Below are 20,159 nucleotides of genomic sequence, written 5' to 3'. Positions count from 1 at the left end.
CTATGATGAAACGCAATTCACTATCGCTGGCGATGGCCACCACTGCCTTTGTGGCGACGGGGGCCTATGCCGAGGATATCACGCTGACCATTGAAAGCTGGCGCAACGATGACCTGACACTGTGGCAGGACAAGATCATCCCGGCCTTTGAGGCCAAGCATCCCGGCATCAAGGTCCAGTTCACGCCCTCTGCACCTGCCGAGTACAATGCCGTTTTGAACTCGAAGCTCGACGCAGGGTCTGCGGGTGATCTGATCACGTGCCGTCCCTTCGATGCCTCTTTGGCGCTGTATGAGGCGGGGCACCTGACCGACCTGTCTGATCTGGATGCGATGGGGAACTTCTCGGACGTGGCGAAATCGGCATGGCAGACGGATGACGGATCGGCCAGCTTTTGCGTGCCGATGGCGTCGGTGATCCACGGGTTCATCTACAACAAGGATGCCTTCGCTGAACTGGGTCTTGAGGCTCCGACCACCGAAGATGAGTTCTTTGCGGTGCTCGATGCTTTCAAGGAAGACGGCAATTACATCCCGATGGCCATGGGCACGAATGACCAGTGGGAAGCGGCCACCATGGGCTATAACAATATCGGCCCGAACTATTGGAAGGGCGAAGAAGGCCGTCTGGCTCTGATCGCGGGCGAGCAGAAGCTGACCGACGCGCAATGGACTGCGCCTTATGCGACGCTGGCGCGCTGGGCGGATTATCTGGGCGACGGGTATGAGGCGCAGACCTATCCCGACAGTCAGAACATCTTCACCCTGGGACGCGCAGCGATTTATCCCGCCGGTTCGTGGGAGATTTCGGGCTTCAACGCGCAGGCCGATTTCGAGATGGGCGCGTTCAAGCCGCCGGTCCAGAATGCGGGCGACACTTGCTACATCTCGGATCACACCGATATCGGCATTGGAATGAACGCAGCCAGCGAAAATTCCGAGGCCGCGCGCACTTTCCTGGCCTGGGTTGCCAGCCCTGAATTCGCCGAGATCTTTGGCAATGCCCTGCCGGGTTTCTTCCCGCTGTCCTCGACCCCGGTCGAGTTGGAAGACCCGCTTGCCAAGGAAATCGTCGGGTGGCGTGGCGAGTGTGAAAGCACGATCCGTTCGACCTATCAGATTCTGTCGCGCGGCACGCCGAACCTTGAGAATGAAACCTGGGGTGCCTCGGTTGCCGCCATCAAGGGCAGCGCCTCACCGGACGAGCTGGGCCAGCAGCTTCAGGATGGTCTGGCCAGCTGGTACGCCCCGCATCAGTAAGCCCACCGCTGTTGCACACATCCCGGGCGCATCTGTCGCCCGGGTCCTTCTACCCCCGGAGATCGAACCATGAACCCCGGCCGCATTCGCTGGCATATCGTCGTATTCCTTGCGCCAGCCGTGATCGTCTACACCGCCGTGATGATCTTTCCCCTGTTCAACACCCTGCGTCTGGCGCTGTATTCGCGCATCGATCAGGAGAGGGTGTTTGTCGGGCTCGACAATTTCAGAACGCTGTTCTTCGATCCCATCTGGGCCGAGCAATTCTGGAACGCGCTAGGCAACAATTTCTGGTTCTTCCTCATTCACATGCTGGTACAGAACCCGATCGGCATCGCGTTGGCTGCGCTGCTCAGCCATCCCCGCCTGCGGTTTGCTGCGCTTTATCGGTCGGCGATCTTCATCCCCACGATTCTGTCCTTTGTAATCGTCGGCTTTGCATGGAAGCTGATCCTGTCACCCATCTGGGGCATCGCGCCATCCATGCTGGATGCGGTCGGGCTGAAATCCCTGTTCGCCCCGTGGCTGGGCAAAGAGGAATACGCCCTGACGACGCTGGCGCTGATCTCGGTCTGGCAGTTTGTCGGTATTCCGATGATGCTGATCTATGCCGCGCTGTTGACCATACCCGAAGAGATTCTTGAGGCCGGAGAGATTGACGGCATCACCGGCATGTCTGCGTTCTGGAAAATCAAGCTGCCGCTGATCTTGCCCTCGATCGGGATTATCTCAATCCTGACCTTCGTGGGGAACTTCAACGCGTTTGACCTGATCTATGCCGCGCAGGGCGCGCTGGCCGGGCCTGACTTTTCAACCGATATTCTGGGCACCTTCATGTACCGCACCTTCTTCGGTTTCCAGTTGCAACTGGGCGACCCGCATATGGGATCGGCCATCGCCGGGGCCATGTTCGCGATCATTCTGGTGGGCGTCTGTATCTATCTGTTTGGTATCCAGACCCGGATGCGGAGGTATCAGCTATGAGCAAAGCGCGTACGAATCCATTGAACGCGTTCGGTATGCACGGGGCGTTGATCCTGTACACGCTGATCGCGCTGTTCCCCGTCTTTGTCATCCTGATCAACAGTTTCAAAAACCGCAAAGCGATCTTTCGTCAGCCGCTGGCCTTGCCCGATGCCGACAGTTTCTCGCTGATTGGCTACCAGACAGTGATGAAACAGGGGGATTTCTTCCTCTACTTCCAGAATTCGATGATCGTCACGGTCGCGTCGCTGTTCTTTATCCTGCTGTTCGGCGCAATGGCGGCTTATGCGCTGAGCGAATACCGTTTCAAAGGCAACCTGCTGATGGGCCTGTATCTGGCGCTGGGCATCATGATCCCGATCCGCATCGGCACCGTTGCGATCCTTGAGATGATGGTGGCCACCGGTCTGGTCAACACGCTATGGGCGCTGATCCTCGTTTATACGGCGCAAGGGTTGCCGTTGGCGGTGTTTATCCTCAGTGAGTTCATGCGGCAGGTTTCGGACGATCTGAAAAACGCGGGCCGGGTTGATGGGCTGTCGGAATACGCGATCTTCTTCCGGCTGGTCCTGCCGTTGGTGCGCCCGGCCATGGCGACGGTTGCGGTGTTCAACATGATCCCGATCTGGAACGACCTCTGGTTCCCGCTGATCCTTGCCCCGGCCGAGGAGACCAAGACGCTGACGCTGGGCTCGCAGGTCTTCATTGGCCAGTTCGTGACCGACTGGAACGCGGTCTTGTCGGCGCTGTCCATGGCGATCCTACCGGTGTTGATCCTGTACGTAATTTTCTCGCGGCAATTGATCCGCGGTCTGACTTCGGGGGCTGTCAAATGATCCGTGTTCTTGTTGCCGGTCTTGGGAATATGGGCCTGAGCCATGCGCTGGCCCATCACCACCATCCGGAGGCCGAGATTGTTGGTCTGGTGAACCGCAGCGGGGAGGTCTCGCATCCCGATCTGGCCGGGTATCCCGCGTTTAACGATTTCGAGGCGGCTCTGGCGGACACCACTCCGGACCTTGCCGTTATCGCAACCTATACCGACACCCACGTGGACTATGCCTGCAAGGCGATGGAGGCAGGGGCGCATGTGTTTGTCGAAAAGCCTCTGGCCATGACCGTGGCCGATGCCAAGCGGGTTGTCGAAACCGCGCAGCGCACCCGGCGCAAACTGGTCGTCGGGTACATCCTGCGTCATCACCCGTCGTGGATTCGGTTGATCGAAGAGGCGCGGGGGCTGGGTGGGCCATATGTCTTCCGCCTGAACCTGAACCAGCAATCCTCGGGTGCTGAGTGGGAGACGCATAAGGCGCTGATGCAGACCACCAGCCCGATAGTGGATTGCGGCGTGCATTACGTCGACGTCATGTGCCAGATCACCGATGCCGACCCGGTGCGCGTGCATGGCATGGGCCTGCGCCTGACCGACGAGATACCGGAAGAGATGTACAATTACGGCCAGTTTCAGGTCGTCTTCGCCGATGGCTCGGTCGGATGGTACGAGGCTGGTTGGGGTCCGATGATGTCCGAGACGGCGTTTTTCGTGAAAGACATCGTGTCGCCCAACGGATCAGTCTCAATCACGGACGGCAATAAGGGCGCATCCGCAGATATCGATGGTCACACCAAGGTCGGCAGCATTCTTGTGCACAGACCAGATGGTGACACTACCGTCGAGATGCCGGATGAGCCGGGCCATCAAGAGCTCTGCGATGCCGAGCAGGCGTACATGTTGCGCGCCATCACGGACGACATCGACCTGACCCGCCACATGAACGACGCCGTGCAATCCCTGGCCGTATGCCTGGCTGCGGATGAAAGCATTCGCACCGGCCAACCCGTTTCGCTGAAGGAGGACGCCACATGACCGCGCTGACCTTGAAAGATGTGAACAAGTCCTTTGGTGAGGTTCACGTTCTGAAAGACATCAACCTCGACGTCGAAGAGGGCGAGTTCGTCGTTTTCGTCGGCCCCTCGGGCTGTGGCAAGTCCACCCTGCTGCGCGTGATTGCGGGGCTTGAGGATGCAACCTCGGGCGAGGTGCGGATCGGCGATGAGCTGGTCAATCTGACCCCACCGTCCAAACGCGGGATCGCGATGGTGTTCCAAAGCTATGCGCTCTATCCGCATCTGAACGTGCGCGGGAACATGACGCTGGCGCTGAAGCAGGAAGGCCAGTCCAAGGCGGTGATTGAAGAGCGTATCGCCAAGGCCAGCCAGATGCTGGATCTGGGCCCCTATCTGAACCGCTACCCGTCCGAGCTGTCCGGTGGGCAGCGTCAGCGCGTGGCCATTGGCCGGGCCATTGTGCGCGAACCCAAGCTGTTCCTGTTTGACGAACCGCTGTCGAACCTTGATGCGGCGCTGCGCATGAACACGCGGTTGGAGATTGCAAACCTGCACCGCCAGCTTGGCGGGTCGATGATTTACGTCACCCATGACCAGACCGAAGCGATGACCCTGGCCGACAAGATCGTGGTCCTGCGTGACGGGCGCGTCGAACAGATCGGCTCGCCGATGGAGCTGTATAATAACCCGGCCAACCAGTTCGTTGCCGGGTTCCTGGGCTCACCTTCGATGAACTTTTTCCCCGCCGGGTTGATGCAGGAAGGGGATGACCGGACCATGGGTGTGCGCCCCGAGGATCTGGTGCTGGACGACAACGGCGCGCTTCAGGCGCAGGTCAGCCATGTCGAGCATCTGGGCGGTGACACCAACGTCATTGCCAAGGTTCAGGACCACCAGATCACCGCCCGCCTGTTCGGGCAGCATCGGGTCGAAGAAGGGCAGGACATCCGCCTCGCCTTCGATCCGCAGAGCGTTTACATGTTCGACCAAAGCGGCGCGCGGTTGTCCTGAGCTTTGATCAGGTCTTGCGCCCTTGCCAGCCCAGCAGGCTGAAACAGGCGAACAGCACAGCCGCGACGCAGACGATTGAGGGGCCGGCGGGCGTGTCGAACACATAAGCCGCCCTCAGGCCGACGATCGATGAGGTCGTCCCGATAAGGGCGGCAATCACGGCCATGGACTCGGGCGATCGCGCCAGGCTGCGGGCTGCGGCAGCGGGGATGATCAGCATGGCGGCGATCAGCAACACGCCAACCACCTTGATCGCAACCGCGACTGTTACCGCCAGCGACAGGGTCAGGATCAACTGCTCGCGTTTGGGGTTGTAGCCGCTGGCATAGGCCAGTTCTTCGTTCAGCGTCGCGGTCAGCAGGTGGGACCAACGCCAAGAAATCAGGGCCACCACCAAAGCGGCTCCACCCCAGATGACGGCCAGATCGCTTTTGGAAACGGCCAGAATATCGCCAAACAGATAGGCCATCAGGTCGATCCGCACCCCGGACAGGAACGATACGGCGACAAGGCCGAAAGCCAGTGCGGAATGGGCCAAAACACCCAGCAGAGTGTCCATGGCATAGCCTTTGCCGGACAGCAGCGTGACTGCCAGCGCCATCACCAAAGCAACGGCCAAAGCCCCGGTGAACACAGACATCTGGAAGGTCAACGACAAGGCCACACCCAGAATTGCGGCATGGGCGGTTGCATCGCCGAAATAGGCCATTCTGCGCCAAACGACGAAACAGCCCAGCGGGGCGGCGGCAAAGGCCACACCAACGCCAGCAAGCGTTGCGCGGGTCATGAAATCATCAAGCATTATTCTGCAGCTTCCTGAGAGTTCGGGCCATGATCATGTTCGTGATCATGATCATGGTCATGACGATACAGCGCCAACGCGCCCCCCGTGCCTGTCCCAAACAACGCCCGGTATTCAGGGGCCGAGGCGACCACGGCGGGCGAGCCTTCGCAGCAGACATGACCGTTCAGACAGATCACGCGGTCCGACGCGCTCATGACCACATGCAGTTCATGGCTGATCATCAGGATGGCGCATCCGGTTTCCCGGCGCACGTCTTCGATCTGGCGGTAAAAGGCGGCAGAGCCAGGTTGGTCCAGCCCTTGAGTGGCTTCATCCAGCAACAGAACTTCGGGTCGGTTGATCAGCGCACGCGCCAGCATAACCCGCTGAAACTGACCGCCGGACAGCTGCGACATCTGCCGGTTCAGCAGGTCCGGGACACCGGCGGTTTTCAGGGCCGCCGCGCAATCCTGTTTTGAAACCCGATCCGTCAGGCGCATGAACCGCTCGACCGAGATCGGCAGCGTCGGATCGATATGCAGCTTTTGCGGCACATACCCGATCCGCAGCCCTTTTTTGAGCGTGATATGCCCCGCAGCGGGTTGGGTCGCGCCAATGATGGCGCGCAGCAGGCTGGTTTTGCCCGACCCGTTCGGACCCACGATGGTCACGATCTCGCCCGGCTCAACGGCCATGTTTACGTGGCGCAATACGGTGTTTGCGCCGTAGCGGACGCTGAGATCCTTTACAGAAACCAAAGTCATGATCAGGCTTTCTCGGTGCAGTCGGGGCAGATGCCTTCGGCTTCGACGACGGTGCGTTCGATCTCGAACCCGACGGCGCGCGCGGCAGCGCCTAGCGCGCCTTTGGCGGGGGCGGAATACGCCTCGGCCACGGCATCGCATTTGCGGCAGATCATGAAGGCCGGGGAATGCGAAGCCCCGGGATGCGCGCAGGCGACAAAGGCATTCAGTCGCTCGATCTTATGGGCAAACCCATGCTCGACCAGAAAGTCCAGCGCACGATAGGCCACCGGCGGTTGCGACCCGAAGCCTTCTTCACGCAAACGGTCGAGAATCGCATAGGCCCCAAGCGCCCGATGCTCTTGCAGCAACATTTCCAGAACCTTCTGGCGCACAGGTGTCAGGCGCAGCCCTTCTGCCTGGCAATGCGCCTGGGCATTGGCCAAACCGGTTGCAACGCACGAGGCGTGGTCGTGCTTGTTGAACCCAAGCAGGGTGGCTTCTTCAGCCGTGGCGGGCGGTGTCTCACTTGTCATGTTATTATATATCATGTATTTCACTGGTAACGTTATAAAATCACATAGGGTTCCCGATGTCCAGAAAGCTCCTTCCCGTTTCGATCACAGCCGCGTTGATGGGGGGCACGGCGATTGCCGATGTGCCGAATGTGGCAGTTGATATTGCGCCGGTGCATTCGCTTGTGGCGCGGGTCATGCAAGGCGTTGGCGAGCCGGACCTGATTATCCCGGCTGGGGCTTCGCCGCACGAATACAACCTGCGCCCATCCGAAGCTGAAGCGCTGCAAGAGGCGGATCTGGTGTTTTGGCTGGGTGAGGATCTGACGCCCTGGATGGAAAGCGCGGTGGAAACACTGGCCGAAGGTGCAACTGTTACGGCGTTGCTTGAGGCCGATGGCACCGTTCTGCTGGATTTCCGTGAAAGCGCGCTGTTTGAGGCGCATGATCACGGGGACCATGATGATCATGATGATCATGACCACGAAGACCACGCGGATGACGATCATGACGACCATGATCACGACGATCATGAAGATCACGCCAAAGACGAAGACCATGACCATGATCACGAAGATCATGCGGACTCGGATGGTCACGACGACCACGATCACGACGACCACGATGATCATGCCGACGCCAAGGATCATGATGGCCATGACCATGAAGACCATGCGGGGCATGACGACCATGACGATCACGACGGCCATCACCATGGCGCGCATGACCCGCACGCCTGGCTGTCGCCAGAAAACGCCGGAACTTGGTTGAACGTGATCGCGGCCCAACTGTCGGCGGCAGACCCTGACAACGCCGGCGCCTATTTCGCCAATGCGGCCGCCGGGCGGGAAGAGCTTGAGGCGCTTTCGACCGAGGTTGCACAGATGTTGGACCCCGTTCGCGGTGGCAGTTTCATCGTCTTCCACGATGCCTATCAGTACTTTGAGGATGCGTTTGATTTCCCCGCCTCGGGGGCAGTTTCGATTGGCGACGCAGCCGATCCCAGCCCCGCGCGGATTACCGAGATTCAGGGCAGGATCACGGAAGAGGGGATCGATTGCGTTCTGGCCGAGCCGCAATTCAACCCGGGGATCATTGAATCCGTTCTGGGCGGCACCGACGCAAATACCGGCGTCATCGACCCGCTGGGCTCGGACCTTGAACCCGGCGTGGACCTGTACCCTCAGGTCATCCGGAACATGGCAAAGACCCTGGCCGAGTGCCTTTAATTCCTGATCATCCCGGACAGTGCCGAGAGAGTTGTCCGGGATATCCAAAGTTGGGGGTGACGCGGGTTAACTGTTCCGTTTCGTCAAAAGTGGCGTTGCCCCCAACAACCGGCTGAGGCCGGCTGATAACCCCGACAAATCCTGCATTCCTACCACGTGAAGTTGTGCCCTTGATTGGCGCTACAGCGCGGCTGATAAGATTTTCTGTTGCCGAAACCGGTTTCGGAAACAAAAAATGAAGACATGGGAGCGAATCTTACAAATCGGCAATACGAAGCGGCGGGTGAAAATCCGCAGTCTTCGCGCCGTGTAAAGATCGATGAACTTGCGGCCCGTCTGGGCTTGTCCAAAAGCACGGTTTCGCGGGCTTTGAACGGTTATCCGGACATTTCCGAAACCACCCGAAAGCGGGTCGAAACCATGGCGCGCAAGCTTGGGTATCGCCCGCTCAGCCACGCGCAGGCCATTCGGACCGGGCGTGTTCGGGCGCTGGCCATGGTGCTCAACACAGATGAGCCGGACGGTCACAACCCGTTCCTGCAAGAGTTTCTGGCAGGCGCATGTGAGGCGGCCAGCGGTTTCGGCTGGACCATGACGATTTCAACGGCGCATTCGGAGCAGGACACGCTCAAGGTGCTTGGCCGTCTGGTCGAGGAACACAAGGCAGACGGCTTTATCCTGCCGCGTACCGCCGTCAACGACGCGCGGGTTCGGTTCCTGCGCAATCTGGGCGTGCCGCATATCCTTTATGGGCGCACCGGCTATGGCGGGGCCAAAGTGCCGGATGATATTTCGTGGTTCGATATTTCGGGCGAGTCCGCGATGCTGAAGTCGGTTCTGCGGCTGGCAAGCCATGGGCATACGCGCATCGGTTATGTCGGCAGCGATCCCAAGTTCAACTACAGCCATCTGCGCCGGGACGGGTATATCGAGGGGCTGCGCATTGCCGACCTGCCATTCGACCCCGATTTGATCCGCGAAGGCGCGCGAACACGCGAAGAGGGCGCAATCGAAGCGCGTGCCCTAATGGCGCTGGACCGTCCGCCAACTGCCATCATCTTTGCCACCGATCTTGCGGCATTGGGCTTCTACCCCGTTGCCGCTGAGCTTGGCCTGCAGATTGGCCGGGACGTTTCGGTGACCGGATATGACGGCGTTCCGGAGTGCCAATACGCCAACCCGGCCCTGACAACCTTCAGTGTAGATTCTCGCGCCGCGGGTGAGCGTCTGGCCACCCTGCTTATCCGTCAGATCCGGGGTGAAGCACCGGGCACACTGCGCGAGCTGGGTGAGGCGATGTTGATCGAACGGGCCTCGGACGGTCCGCCGATGCTGGGCTCGGACGCGCTGGCCACGAAAATCAAAGAGACGACAGAAAGTAAATTGGGAGGAAACCAATCATGAAACTCACGCCGAAAGCAGCCAAGCTGATGTTAGGCTCGTCCCTGGCACTGGCGCTGACCGCGCTGTCCGTGCAGGCGGATACGATCCGCTTCTGGACCACCGAAGAACAGCCCGAGCGACTGGCCAAGCAGCAAGAGATGGCCGATCAGTTCAAGGCCGAAACAGGCACCACGGTCGAGGTCATTCCGATCACCGAAAGCGATCTGGGCACGCGCGCAACAGCCGCGTTTGCCGCCGGGGATCTGCCCGATGTGGTCTATCACCCGCTGCAATACGCGCTGCCCTGGGCCGAGGCCGGAATTCTGGACACCGAAGCCGCAACCGAAGTGATCGAAGAGCTGGGGGCAGACACGTTCGCTCCTGGCGCGTTGGGAATGGCGGCGTTCAACGATGAAACCGCATCTGTTCCGGTGGATGGATGGACCCAGATGGTGGTCTATCGCAAGGACCTGTTCGAAGGGGCCGGTTTGGATGCGCCGGACAGTTTTGCGGGCATTCAGGCCGCGCTGGAGGCTTTGCATAACCCGCCCGAGATGTATGGCTTTGTCTCGGCCACCAAGGTTGACGAGAACTTCATGAGCCAGGTGCTGGAGCATGTCTTCCTGGCCAATGGCGTCTCACCGGTTGGTCCTGACGGGTTCCAGCCGCTGGATGAGGCCAAGACCACCGAGGTTCTGGATTTCTACAAAGCCATCTCGCAGGCGTCACCTCCGGGTGAGCTGTATTGGAAGCAGTCGCGCGAGCTGTATTTTGACGGCAAGGCCGCGATGATCATCTGGTCGCCCTTCATTCTGGACGAACTGGCCGGCCTGCGTGACAGCGCCCCGCCGACCATCAACGACGATCCGACCTCGCGCGATCTGGCCAGCAAGACCGGCATCGTGACCAAACTGTCGGGCCCGTCGAACCCTGACGGTGCGGCTTGGGGCGATGTGCGGTACTTTGGCATCACCAACGACGCGGATACCGATGCGGCGATGGAGTTCGTGAAATTCGCCATGGACGAAGGCTATACCCAAACACTGGCCATCGCGCCCGAGGGCAAATTCCCGGTCCGTCGCGGCAACGCCGACAACCCGACCGCGTTTTCCGAGGCCTGGGCGGACCTGCCCGTGGGTGTCGACCGCAAAGCGCCGCTGGGTGAGTTGTACGAACAGGCCATGATCGACGAAATCGTCGGCGGTCTGGACGTGGCCCAGCGCTGGGGCGTGGCCGAAGGCCAACTGGCGCTGGCCTCGAAAATGGTCAACAGCCAAGCGATTAACCGCGTTGTCCGTCAATATATCGACGGCGAAATTGACGCCGCAGCTGCTGTTGCAGCCATGAACGAAGAACTCGCCAAGGTCGAGTAACGCCACCTTCCAATGGCACTGCAGCGGCGTTCGCGCCGCTGCCCCCATCCCTTCGAGGTATCCCAAATGTCTTCGGCCACCCCACCGACCGGAACCGGGGCGTTAGCCAAACGCGAGGCGCGTCTGGCCTGGACGCTGCTGGCTCCGACCGTGATCAGTGTATCGCTTGTGGTGATCCTGCCTTTGCTGGCAATCATCTGGATCAGCTTCAAGCCCTTCACGCTGTCCGACCTGCGCCCACCCGCGCCTGTTGTCCGCGAAAGCCTGCGCGGATCGGGCGACGATCTGCAAATCGAATACCGCCTGCGCAATTCCAGCCAAGAGATCGCCATCGAAGGCGTGACCCTCAGCGATGTGTTGCCGGATGGCGTTGCACCAATTGGCGAGGTCGCAGCGCCCTGTGCCCTGAACGGGCAAGAGTTGTTCTGCGATTTCGGAACGCTGGAAGGCGGTCAGCGCGAGCGCATCCGCATCCCTGTCACCGTCGACGGCGACCCGGACGTGTTCGAGGATCTGGTCGAAGGATCCGAACCGGCCACCACCGGCAGCGGGCCGAGCGTTCTGACGAATTTCGAATTCAGCCTTGAAAACTTCGCCCGCGTATTTGATGGGTCCGAATTCTGGGGCGTGCTGTGGGTCACCCTGTTCTACACGGTCTTTGGCACCATCGGCGCATTGGTCATGGGCCTGTTTGCGGCGCTGCTGCTGAACAAGAGCTTTCGGGGGCAGGGCTTTATCCGCGGCCTGTACCTGTTCCCTTATGTGGCGCCTGTCATTGCCGTGGCCTTTACTTGGGTGACGCTGTTCGATCCCTTCTCGGGCTCGGCCAATGCGCTGCTGGTGCAGATGGGCCTGACCAGTGATCCGATCAACTTCTTCGGGGAACGCCCTCTGGCCCTGATCATGGTCACGGTGTTTGAGATATGGCGCTATTTCCCGTTGTCCTTCCTGTTCATCCTCGCGCGGATGCAATCCATCGACTCCAGCATGTATGAAGCGGCGGATATGGACGGGGCGTCGCCCTTCCAGAAGTTCTGGCTGCTGAGTATCCCGCAACTGCTGGGCATCCTGTCGGTTCTGTTCCTGCTGCGCTTTATTTGGACGTTCAACAAGTTCGACGACATCTTCCTGCTGACCGGTGGCAATGCGGGCACCCGCACGCTGACCGTGAATGTCTACGAGCAGGCCTTTGCCGTCTCGAACATCGGGGCGGGCGCGGCGGTGGCCGTGGTCATCCTGATGTGCCTGATCGCCTTCAGCTTTGTTTTCTTCAAATTCATCAGCCGTGAGGAGGGTTTGTGATGCGCAACGGCTTTGTCACCGGCCCCGTACTGGGCGCGCTTTGGTTGGTGGTGATTGCCACCACCATCGCGGTCACCATGTCCTTCGCAACAGGGGCGGCCTTCCGCCCGCAGGTTCTGCTGAGCCTGATCTGGGGCGCGGTCGCGGGTCTGGCCTATGTCCGGTTCCCTAAACGCCATGCCCCGGCACGTCTGGGCGTGTCGGTCCTGTTGGGCCTGTCTTGCCTGACCGGCTTTGGCCCGGTTCTGATCGGATCGGACACCACCCTGCAAGCCACGCTGATCACCGTGATTTCGCTTGCGGTGGTGATGCACCTGTCGATGGCCGAAATCCTGAAAGAGCTGCCCTTCGGCGAACTCACCCGTCATGAATTCGAGGACGCGGTGATCCGGTTCTGCACCGGCTTTGGCTACATCTTTTTCACCGCCATTGTCATCATCCCTTTCTACGTGATGGTGATGACCAGCCTGAAATCGCAGCAGGCGCTGTTGCAGAACCCGCTGGATTTCTCGGTTGACCTGTCACAGGGCTGGGCGCTGTTGCGCAGCTATACCGAGCTGTTCCGGGACTTCAACTTCGGCACCTATCTGTGGACCTCGTTCTACGTTTCGGTCCTGACGGTGTTCATCACGCTGGCCTTCAGTGTTCCGGGGGCTTACGCGGTCGCACGGTTTCGGTTCAAAGGGCAAAAGGCGTTCTCACGCTCGATCCTGCTGATCTACATGGTGCCGATGATCGTTCTGGCGCTGCCGATCTACATCGCGTTCTCGCTGACCGGGCTGCGCAACTCGATCCTTGGCATCGTGATGATCTACCCGGTCACGACGATCCCGGTCGCGCTGTATATGCTGCAAGGCTATTTCCGGGGTCTTCCGACTGAGGTGGAAGAGGCCGGTCTGATGGATGGCCTGTCGCGTCTGGCCGTGATCTGGAAGATCACCCTGCCGCTGAGCCTGCCTGCGCTGGCATCTGTGTCGCTTTACGTCTTCATGATCGCCTGGAATGAATTCCTGCTGGCCTTCATGCTGCTGGACGATCCGTCGAAATTCACCCTGACCCGAGGGGTGACGATGCTGAACTCTTCCGAAATCCCCCGACAGCACCTGATGGCCGGTGCGGTGATTGCCACCGTCCCGATCATGGCGCTGTTCCTGGGGCTTGAACGTTTCATGACCAAGGGCCTGACTGCAGGGTCTGTCAAAGGATGACCGAGATGAACCAACATACCAACCCCGACCGCGAGGCGCGCAACATTCTGGTTGCCAATGACCGCGGCGGTTACACCATCCCCACCGAAGGGCTGTATCCCTATCAATGGAACTGGGACAGCGCGATTGCCGCACTTGGCTTTGCCGAGTTCGACATCGACCGCGCCTGGGTCGAGCTTGAGACGTTGTTCTCGGGCCAGTGGGATGACGGCATGGTGCCGCATATCCTGTTCCACCAACAGGATGACGGCTATTTCCCGGGTCCCGATGTGTGGGGCTGCCACGGGCCGATCCCGTCCTCGGGCATCATCCAGCCGCCGATTGCCGCGACGATGGCGCGCAAAATCTGGGAACAAGACCCAGACGCGGGTGAGGCGCGCATCCGGGCGCTGTTTCCGGCCATGCTGGCGTGGCATCGCTGGATCGTGAAATGGCGTCTGGACGAGCATGACGCCGTATGCACAACCCATCCCTGGGAGGCCGGTCGCGACAATGCGCCCGACTGGGACAAGACCATGGCGCGCATGGACGCATCCGATGTGGGTGAATACCAGCGCCGCGATACCGCCCATGTGAACAGCGAGGATCGCCCGACCAAGTTCGACTATGACCGCTATATCAAACTGGTGCAGATCGGACGCGATGCCCAATGGGATCAGCAGAGATTGCTGGCGGACAACCCGTTCCGCGTGGCTGACCCGACCATGACATTCACCACATTGCGCGCCGCGCGGGATTTGCTGGCGGTCAGTGAGGCGTTGCATCTGAATGCCGATGGTTTGGCGGATGACATAGCGCGGCTTGAGGCCGGCGCGCTGTCGCTGTGGAATGAGGATCTTGCGTCCTTCGACTCGCGCGATGCCCATTCGGGCGAATGGTCGGGCACTGTGTCTAACGCGTCCTATATGTGCTGGTTCGCGGGCGTCGACTCGGATGCCATGCTGGACCGGATCAGGACGGTGCTGAACACCGTCGCGCATCCGGTGCCAAGTTACGATCCAACCATGCCCGGCTTCGACGCCCGCCGCTATTGGCGCGGGCCGACCTGGGCAATCATGAACATGATGATCGGCTTTGGCCTGAAAGACATGGGCCATACAGCCGAAGCAGACCACTTGCGCCGCAAAACGGCCGAGCTGATCTCGAGTTTTGGGTTTGCTGAATACTTCGATCCAACAACCGGCAGCCCCGCTGGTGGTAACGCATTCACCTGGACAGCCGCTGTCTGGCTGCACTGGGCAGGGAGGTCCTAATGGGTAGCATCGAACTTAAAGGCGTCGAAAAGTGGTTTGGTACCGCGCAGGTCATCAAAGGCATCGACTTGCAGATCGAAGAGGGCGAGTTCGTCGTGTTTGTCGGCCCGTCCGGCTGCGGCAAGTCCACGCTGTTGCGCATGATCGGCGGGCTTGAAGATATCTCGCGCGGTGAGCTGTTGATCAATGGCAATGACGTCACGGATCATCCGCCCTCCAAGCGCGGTCTGACCATGGTGTTCCAGTCCTATGCGCTTTATCCGCATCTGACCGTGGCCGAGAATATGGGTTTCTCGCTCAAGGTCGCAGGCGTAGCCAAGGCCGAGATTCACGAGCAGGTCGGTAGGGCGGCCGAAGTTCTGAAACTGGAACCGTTTCTGGAACGGCGGCCCAAGGATCTGTCCGGTGGCCAGCGGCAGCGCGTTGCCATCGGGCGCTCGATCGTGCGGGATCCGACCGCGTTTCTGTTCGATGAACCGCTGTCGAACCTCGACGCCGCGTTGCGGGTCGAGATGCGGTACGAGATCGCGAAACTGCATCAGAACCTCAAACGCACGATGATCTATGTGACCCACGATCAGGTCGAAGCGATGACGCTGGCAGACCGGATCGTGGTGCTGGAATACGGCAAGATCGCTCAGGTCGGTACGCCGCGCGAATTGTATGAACGCCCGGCCAATCTGTTTGTCGCCCAGTTCATCGGCAGCCCGAAGATGAACATCATGCCCTGCACAACGCGGGATGGTGCCTACCATCTGGATAATGGCGGGTCCGGCACGTTCGACCTGACGGGCGAAGCGACCCGCGTGGGCATCCGCCCCGAACATATCGAGGTGGTCGCCCCCGGTGCAGGTCAGACGGATGGCACCATCGAAGTGGTCGAGTATCTGGGTGCCGATACGTTCCTGATCGTCGATTGCGGCTTTGAAGAGAAAGTGACGGTTCGTCTGAACGGCGATACGGATCTGACCGCAGGAACCGGGATCGGGCTGCATTTCCTGCCCGAAAAACTGCGTTTCTTCGATGCGGACGGGCAGGCTGTCGAGGGTTAGTGCAACGGTATAAATCGGGTACCCCGACGCGCCGATCACCCGGCGCGTCGCTGACACTGATGTCTTGCGGTGGTTGCGCATGGTGTCGCAAAGTGCAAGTTGCGCCTGTCTCTGATGAGGGTATTTGCATCATGGCCCACCCGCCGATCCTTTGGTCTTTTCGCCGCTGCCCCTACGCAATCCGGGCGCGCCTTGCGATCCTCAGCGCCGGTGTGCAGGTCGAATTGCGGGAAATCCTGTTGCGGGACAAACCCGAGGCCTTTCTGGACACATCACCATCGGCCACGGTTCCGGCCCTACGGATGAAAGACGGGGTGCTGGATGAAAGCCTTGAGGTTATGCTCTGGGCATTGAACCAGAATGACCCGGCCCGTCTATTGGACATGCCACAGGCAGGTTGGGATTTGATCGAAACCAATGACGGCCCGTTCAAAGCGGCTTTGGATCACACGAAATACGCAACGCGGTATCCGGATCTGGACCCCGCGACCGAACGTGGAAAAGCGTCAGCGCATCTCCTAAAGCTTGATGCGCAACTCAACAGACAGCGCTGGCTGTTTGGAGAGCGTCCAACTCTGGCCGATCTGGCCCTTCTGCCATTCGTGCGTCAGTTCGCCTTTATCGACAAACCGTGGTTCGACGCGCAGCCCTGGCCGAATTTGATAGGTTGGCTGAACCGGTTTCTGGAGAGCACATCTTTCGAACAGGTTATGACAAAATACCCGACATGGTCAGAAGGGGACGCACCTGTTTGGTTTGGCTTATCGACCCAGCCAATGCCCGGGGCGCGGGAAGCCAGGGTCTGACACGCGCCGACTGACGCCGGGGCTCTCGGGCTCCTGTGCGTTACGATCCAAGGCGGAATTTGGTCGGCGTCATGCCGGTCTGGCCGCGAAAGAAACGCGTGAAGTGGGACTTGTCTGAATAACCAAGCATGAGACCGATCTCGGCAATTGTCCTCTTGTTTTCTCTAAGATGCTCTTTGGCCACATCGACACGCAGCCGTTTGACCTCGCGGGTCAAGGTTGTCCTTTGGTGCCTAAGGGCTTTCAGTAACCGCTCGGGCTGTATGCCCAACAGCCCGGCCACCACCTCTGGCCCCAGATTGGTTTCGTCCAGTTTGTCGCGCAGGACGGATCGCAAAGCAGCCACCACAGTTACTTCCTCGTGCCGCCGGGGTGAGAACTCAGCGGTGGCGGCATCTTGTGAGACATGGTGCAAAAACAACCATTCCACAGGAAAGCTGATCTGCATGCCGGGATCGGTTCCAAGACCAACCTCAATCCCCTTGTAGCCAATGGGCAGGCCATTAATGTATCTGCTTTCCCATCGCACTCGGGACGGATCCCATGACGATCCGACGACGGTCTGCAAGAGGCGCACATAGATGGCGGCGCCGAAGCCGGTCACCTGAACGGGTGGGACTGTTGGTTCCTGTTGCCTCTGGATCCGATAGATCGCTTTGTCCGCGTCAACGACAAGGCTGTGCCTTACAGAATTGGACTCGCGCGGGACAAGCCCCACGAAACGGGCGAAAAATTCGAACAGGGTATGTGTCGATTGCAGGGCCTGAGCGAACGGAGGCCACGCCTGCAGGTCAAACGTTTCCCCCACTTTCAACCCAAGATACCGATCCCCTGCCAAGTCCGCGAAGGCATTTATCAGACCATAGACCAGTTCTGAATGGACATAGACAGATGGGTCAGACAGCAGCTCAGCCTTCAATCCGACCTGATCCAGGGCGGGTTGCGGATTGATTTTGCGGTCAGTGAGATATTGCAAAAACGGAGACGCCAAAGCGAGGCGGATAAAGCCTTCGCTATGTTCCGAAGTCGAGGAGTTGAAAGGCAAGCTTGTCACCCTTTGTCGGTTTGCTCAGTGGCCACTTTTACAGTCACATTCGAACATCCTAACTCGAAACTGGCAACCGGACCAAGAATTTCCGGGCTACAGTTAGGAATTGGTGAATATGAAAGGGAGACCCTATGCCCGGCTTACAATTGCCCCTTCGCACAACGGTGATCTTTGCGGCGGCCCTGACACTGTCGGCGCCCGCACAGGCTCAGGACCAAGCGGAACCTCAAACGCTGTTTACCAACGTCCACGTCTTTGACGGTGTCAACGAACAGCGTATCGAGAATGCCAGTGTTCTGGTCGAAGGCAATCTGATCACGTCGGTTTCAACGGATGCTATCGATGCCCCTGATGCCATCGTGATCGACGGCGGCGGGCGCACGCTGACACCGGGCTTTATCGAGAACCACGCGCACCTGATGCTCATGGGGCCATCGATTGCTGAGATGGAAACCAACTCGACCTGGGAGGATTTCGCCATCCACGGGACCCGGATGGCCGAAATGTACCTGATGCAGGGCTTCACGACCGTTCGCGATGCCGGGGGAGCTGGTGGCGGGCTGCGGCGCGCAATAGACGCCGGCCAGATCGTCGGCCCCCGCTTTTATCCTTCCGGGGCATTTCTCGGAACACGTGGTGGTCACGCCGATTTCGCATCCTTCACATCTCCGCCGGGCGGGGTGACCAACTTTGGCACTCTGAATATGGCCCAACAGGTCAACGGTGTTGACGAAATTTACATGTATGGCCGCAACAACTTGCGCATGGGTGCCACGCAACTGAAGTTCATGCAATCGGGTGGGGTGATTTCGGCATTCGATCCATGGCAGTTGCTCGCCGGTTCGAAGGAAGAGATTGAGGCCGCTGTTCAGGTTGCCAACGAGTACGGCACCTATGTCATGGCACATTCCTACCGCAAAGAAGCGATCATCAATGCCTTGAATGCAGGGGTCAGAACCATTGAACACGGTTTTCATTTTGACTGCGAAATTTCTGCTTTGATGAAAGAAAAAGGAGCGTACATCACGACGAACATCACGGCATTTGATCCGGGCCTTCTTGACGTTCCGTCCGTGAAAAACAACCCTAACAGTTTGAGGAAAGCCAAATCGGCCTCGGCGACCTTCGAAGCCTATATTCCCAGCATGAAGGAATGCCCGGCGCCGCGCGGATTCCAAACCGATTGCGTGGGCTCAGTCGAAGCGTGCAACATCCAGATCGCCTACGAGAAACATTTGAACAACCATTTCTTCGGCCCCTATGCGTCGATGGTAACCCTGACTTCGGTAGGTGGCGAGATCGCGGCACTTAGCGGTGATTTCATGAACCCCTATCCGGAAGGAAAACTGGGCGTGATCGAGGAAGGTGCCTATGCCGACATCCTGCTGATAGACGGCAACCCGCTTGAGGATTTCTCGGTCGTTGGCACCGGCGACCAGTGGTTCGGCGCAGACCCGAGGCCCGAAAGCCCTGAAACGATCCGTCTGATTATGAAAGACGGCGTGATCTACAAAAACACATTGGATTGATCGGTAGATAGACGTTGGAGAGTTTCATGCGCCAATGGCTTCAAGTTTTTACCATCGCAACGCTGGGAATGGGTTGTCATTCCGCCATGGCGGCATCCGGCACTTCGCTGGACTGGTCTGACCTGCCGGATCCGTCAACGCAGATCTTTGACGACCCGTATCGCGATCTTGCCCCCGAACAGTTCGACGATGTCCTTTTCGTCGTGCGCCTGCGCGGCAGATTGCAACAGAAGGCTGGCAGCGTTGAGGAAAGACAGAAATGGCAAGAGCTGCTGACTGAAACCGAGGGCGCATTGTCGGCAGACGGAATTGATGTCGACTGGCTGCTCGATCAGCGAGAGGTTGTGACAGAACGCCGAAGAAAGGCTGGCACACAAGGAAACCCGCAATTCGATGGTCAGACAATCACACTTGCGGGCTTTGCCATTCCAGCCCCGACCGATCCTGACGGGCGATCTGTGGTGTATCTGGTTCCGGAACGTGGGATGTGCAGTCACATGCCCCCGCCGCCGCCGAACCAGATGATCCGCGTGCGGTTGAACGGCGATTGGACGCCCAGCTATTTTCATGAACCGGTGAGACTTACAGGAACGCTGACGATTGACCCTTCGGTTCAGAACATGATGGTCGTGGATGGCTTGATGCCCATGAGTGCGACTTTCCAGTTGGAGACGGATACAGTCGAAACGCTGGAGACTGAGGCAGACAGGCTGGAATGGAAACAACGTGCCGCCGATCGCATCCGTGCGGCGGGTAATCGCAAGACGGGCGGGGCGCGCGCATCGGAATGATCAGAAGCCTGCTTGCCTTATTTTGTTTTGCTTTTGCTGGT

19 protein-coding genes are annotated in these 20,159 nt (G+C 59.3%); 15 read left to right on the top strand and 4 right to left on the bottom strand.

The annotated features are described in order from the left end of the window. Positions 1-5 precede the first annotated feature (5 nt). From ACR0KX_RS15040 to ACR0KX_RS15020, 5 genes are all read left to right on the top strand, one after another. The gene (locus tag ACR0KX_RS15040; RefSeq protein WP_170455487.1) at positions 6-1,259 is read left to right on the top strand and encodes an ABC transporter substrate-binding protein; all 1,254 of its coding nucleotides are present in this window, start codon (positions 6-8) and stop codon (positions 1,257-1,259) included. Between the two features lie 69 nt (positions 1,260-1,328). After that, a complete protein-coding gene (locus ACR0KX_RS15035; RefSeq protein WP_170522394.1) occupies positions 1,329-2,243 on the top strand; it encodes a carbohydrate ABC transporter permease in 915 nt (304 codons plus the stop codon). After that, positions 2,240-3,079, top strand: coding sequence for a carbohydrate ABC transporter permease (locus ACR0KX_RS15030; protein WP_170522396.1), 840 nt, complete (start codon positions 2,240-2,242; stop codon positions 3,077-3,079). Before ACR0KX_RS15035 ends, ACR0KX_RS15030 begins: the two co-directional genes overlap by 4 nt. Beyond that, positions 3,076-4,110: a Gfo/Idh/MocA family protein gene (locus tag ACR0KX_RS15025; RefSeq protein WP_170455482.1), complete on the top strand. Its 1,035-nt coding sequence runs from the start codon at positions 3,076-3,078 to the stop codon at positions 4,108-4,110. The genes ACR0KX_RS15030 and ACR0KX_RS15025 overlap by 4 nt, the downstream gene beginning before the upstream one ends. After that, a complete protein-coding gene (locus ACR0KX_RS15020; protein WP_170522398.1) occupies positions 4,107-5,102 on the top strand; it encodes an ABC transporter ATP-binding protein in 996 nt (331 codons plus the stop codon). Before ACR0KX_RS15025 ends, ACR0KX_RS15020 begins: the two co-directional genes overlap by 4 nt. 7 nt (positions 5,103-5,109) lie before the next feature. On the opposite strand, the gene ACR0KX_RS15015 is transcribed toward ACR0KX_RS15020, so the two are convergent. From ACR0KX_RS15015 to ACR0KX_RS15005, 3 genes are read right to left on the bottom strand one after another with little or no spacing between them, the layout of a single operon-like run. After that, complete coding sequence (locus ACR0KX_RS15015) at positions 5,110-5,904, bottom strand: iron chelate uptake ABC transporter family permease subunit (RefSeq protein WP_170455477.1); 795 nt, start codon at positions 5,902-5,904, stop codon at positions 5,110-5,112. Beyond that, the gene (locus ACR0KX_RS15010; RefSeq protein WP_170455475.1) at positions 5,904-6,650 is read right to left on the bottom strand and encodes a metal ABC transporter ATP-binding protein; all 747 of its coding nucleotides are present in this window, start codon (positions 6,648-6,650) and stop codon (positions 5,904-5,906) included. The genes ACR0KX_RS15015 and ACR0KX_RS15010 overlap by 1 nt, the downstream gene beginning before the upstream one ends. A 2-nt stretch (positions 6,651-6,652) precedes the next feature. Next, positions 6,653-7,165: a transcriptional repressor gene (locus tag ACR0KX_RS15005; RefSeq protein WP_170455473.1), complete on the bottom strand. Its 513-nt coding sequence runs from the start codon at positions 7,163-7,165 to the stop codon at positions 6,653-6,655. Positions 7,166-7,221: 56 nt separating this feature from the next. Between ACR0KX_RS15005 and ACR0KX_RS15000 the strand changes: the two genes are divergently transcribed. The 8 genes from ACR0KX_RS15000 to ACR0KX_RS14965 all read left to right on the top strand — a co-directional run bounded on the left by ACR0KX_RS15000 (position 7,222) and on the right by ACR0KX_RS14965 (position 16,750). Further along, the gene (locus ACR0KX_RS15000) at positions 7,222-8,373 is read left to right on the top strand and encodes a zinc ABC transporter substrate-binding protein (protein WP_480708553.1); all 1,152 of its coding nucleotides are present in this window, start codon (positions 7,222-7,224) and stop codon (positions 8,371-8,373) included. Positions 8,374-8,616: 243 nt separating this feature from the next. Continuing rightward, a complete protein-coding gene (locus ACR0KX_RS14995) occupies positions 8,617-9,777 on the top strand; it encodes a substrate-binding domain-containing protein (RefSeq protein ID WP_170623933.1) in 1,161 nt (386 codons plus the stop codon). Beyond that, on the top strand, positions 9,774-11,129 hold the full coding sequence (locus ACR0KX_RS14990) for an extracellular solute-binding protein (RefSeq protein ID WP_170455467.1): 1,356 nt from the start codon (positions 9,774-9,776) through the stop codon (positions 11,127-11,129). The genes ACR0KX_RS14995 and ACR0KX_RS14990 overlap by 4 nt, the downstream gene beginning before the upstream one ends. 66 nt (positions 11,130-11,195) lie before the next feature. Beyond that, positions 11,196-12,431 carry a carbohydrate ABC transporter permease gene (locus tag ACR0KX_RS14985; protein WP_170623931.1) on the top strand — a complete coding sequence of 412 codons (1,236 nt, stop codon included), beginning with the start codon at positions 11,196-11,198 and terminating at the stop codon, positions 12,429-12,431. After that, complete coding sequence (locus tag ACR0KX_RS14980; RefSeq protein WP_170623929.1) at positions 12,431-13,639, top strand: carbohydrate ABC transporter permease; 1,209 nt, start codon at positions 12,431-12,433, stop codon at positions 13,637-13,639. The genes ACR0KX_RS14985 and ACR0KX_RS14980 overlap by 1 nt, the downstream gene beginning before the upstream one ends. Positions 13,640-13,644: 5 nt before the next feature. Further along, positions 13,645-14,892 carry an MGH1-like glycoside hydrolase domain-containing protein gene (locus ACR0KX_RS14975; protein WP_480708552.1) on the top strand — a complete coding sequence of 416 codons (1,248 nt, stop codon included), beginning with the start codon at positions 13,645-13,647 and terminating at the stop codon, positions 14,890-14,892. Further along, positions 14,892-15,944, top strand: coding sequence for a sn-glycerol-3-phosphate ABC transporter ATP-binding protein UgpC (locus ACR0KX_RS14970; RefSeq protein ID WP_170455459.1), 1,053 nt, complete (start codon positions 14,892-14,894; stop codon positions 15,942-15,944). Before ACR0KX_RS14975 ends, ACR0KX_RS14970 begins: the two co-directional genes overlap by 1 nt. Before the next feature lie 131 nt (positions 15,945-16,075). Beyond that, positions 16,076-16,750: a glutathione S-transferase gene (locus ACR0KX_RS14965; protein ID WP_170737068.1), complete on the top strand. Its 675-nt coding sequence runs from the start codon at positions 16,076-16,078 to the stop codon at positions 16,748-16,750. A gap of 40 nt (positions 16,751-16,790) precedes the next feature. Here the strand turns inward: ACR0KX_RS14965 and ACR0KX_RS14960 are convergent, their stop codons facing one another. Further along, positions 16,791-17,795, bottom strand: coding sequence for an AraC family transcriptional regulator (locus ACR0KX_RS14960; protein ID WP_170522418.1), 1,005 nt, complete (start codon positions 17,793-17,795; stop codon positions 16,791-16,793). Between the two features lie 362 nt (positions 17,796-18,157). Here ACR0KX_RS14960 and ACR0KX_RS14955 point away from each other — a divergent pair, with 362 nt between their 5' ends. Together ACR0KX_RS14955 and ACR0KX_RS14950 are read left to right on the top strand one after the other, a co-directional pair. Next, positions 18,158-19,327 (top strand): amidohydrolase family protein, encoded by a 1,170-nt coding sequence (locus ACR0KX_RS14955; protein WP_480586459.1) that lies wholly within the window; start codon positions 18,158-18,160, stop codon positions 19,325-19,327. A gap of 26 nt (positions 19,328-19,353) precedes the next feature. Further along, positions 19,354-20,118: a DUF3299 domain-containing protein gene (locus ACR0KX_RS14950; RefSeq protein WP_170522422.1), complete on the top strand. Its 765-nt coding sequence runs from the start codon at positions 19,354-19,356 to the stop codon at positions 20,116-20,118. The last annotated feature ends 41 nt before the right edge of the window (positions 20,119-20,159 follow it).

It is taken from the genome of Ruegeria sp. BG5, assembly GCF_056538425.1.
Note: the sequence above shows the minus strand (reverse complement) of the source record. Positions and strands in the feature narration are given on the sequence as shown.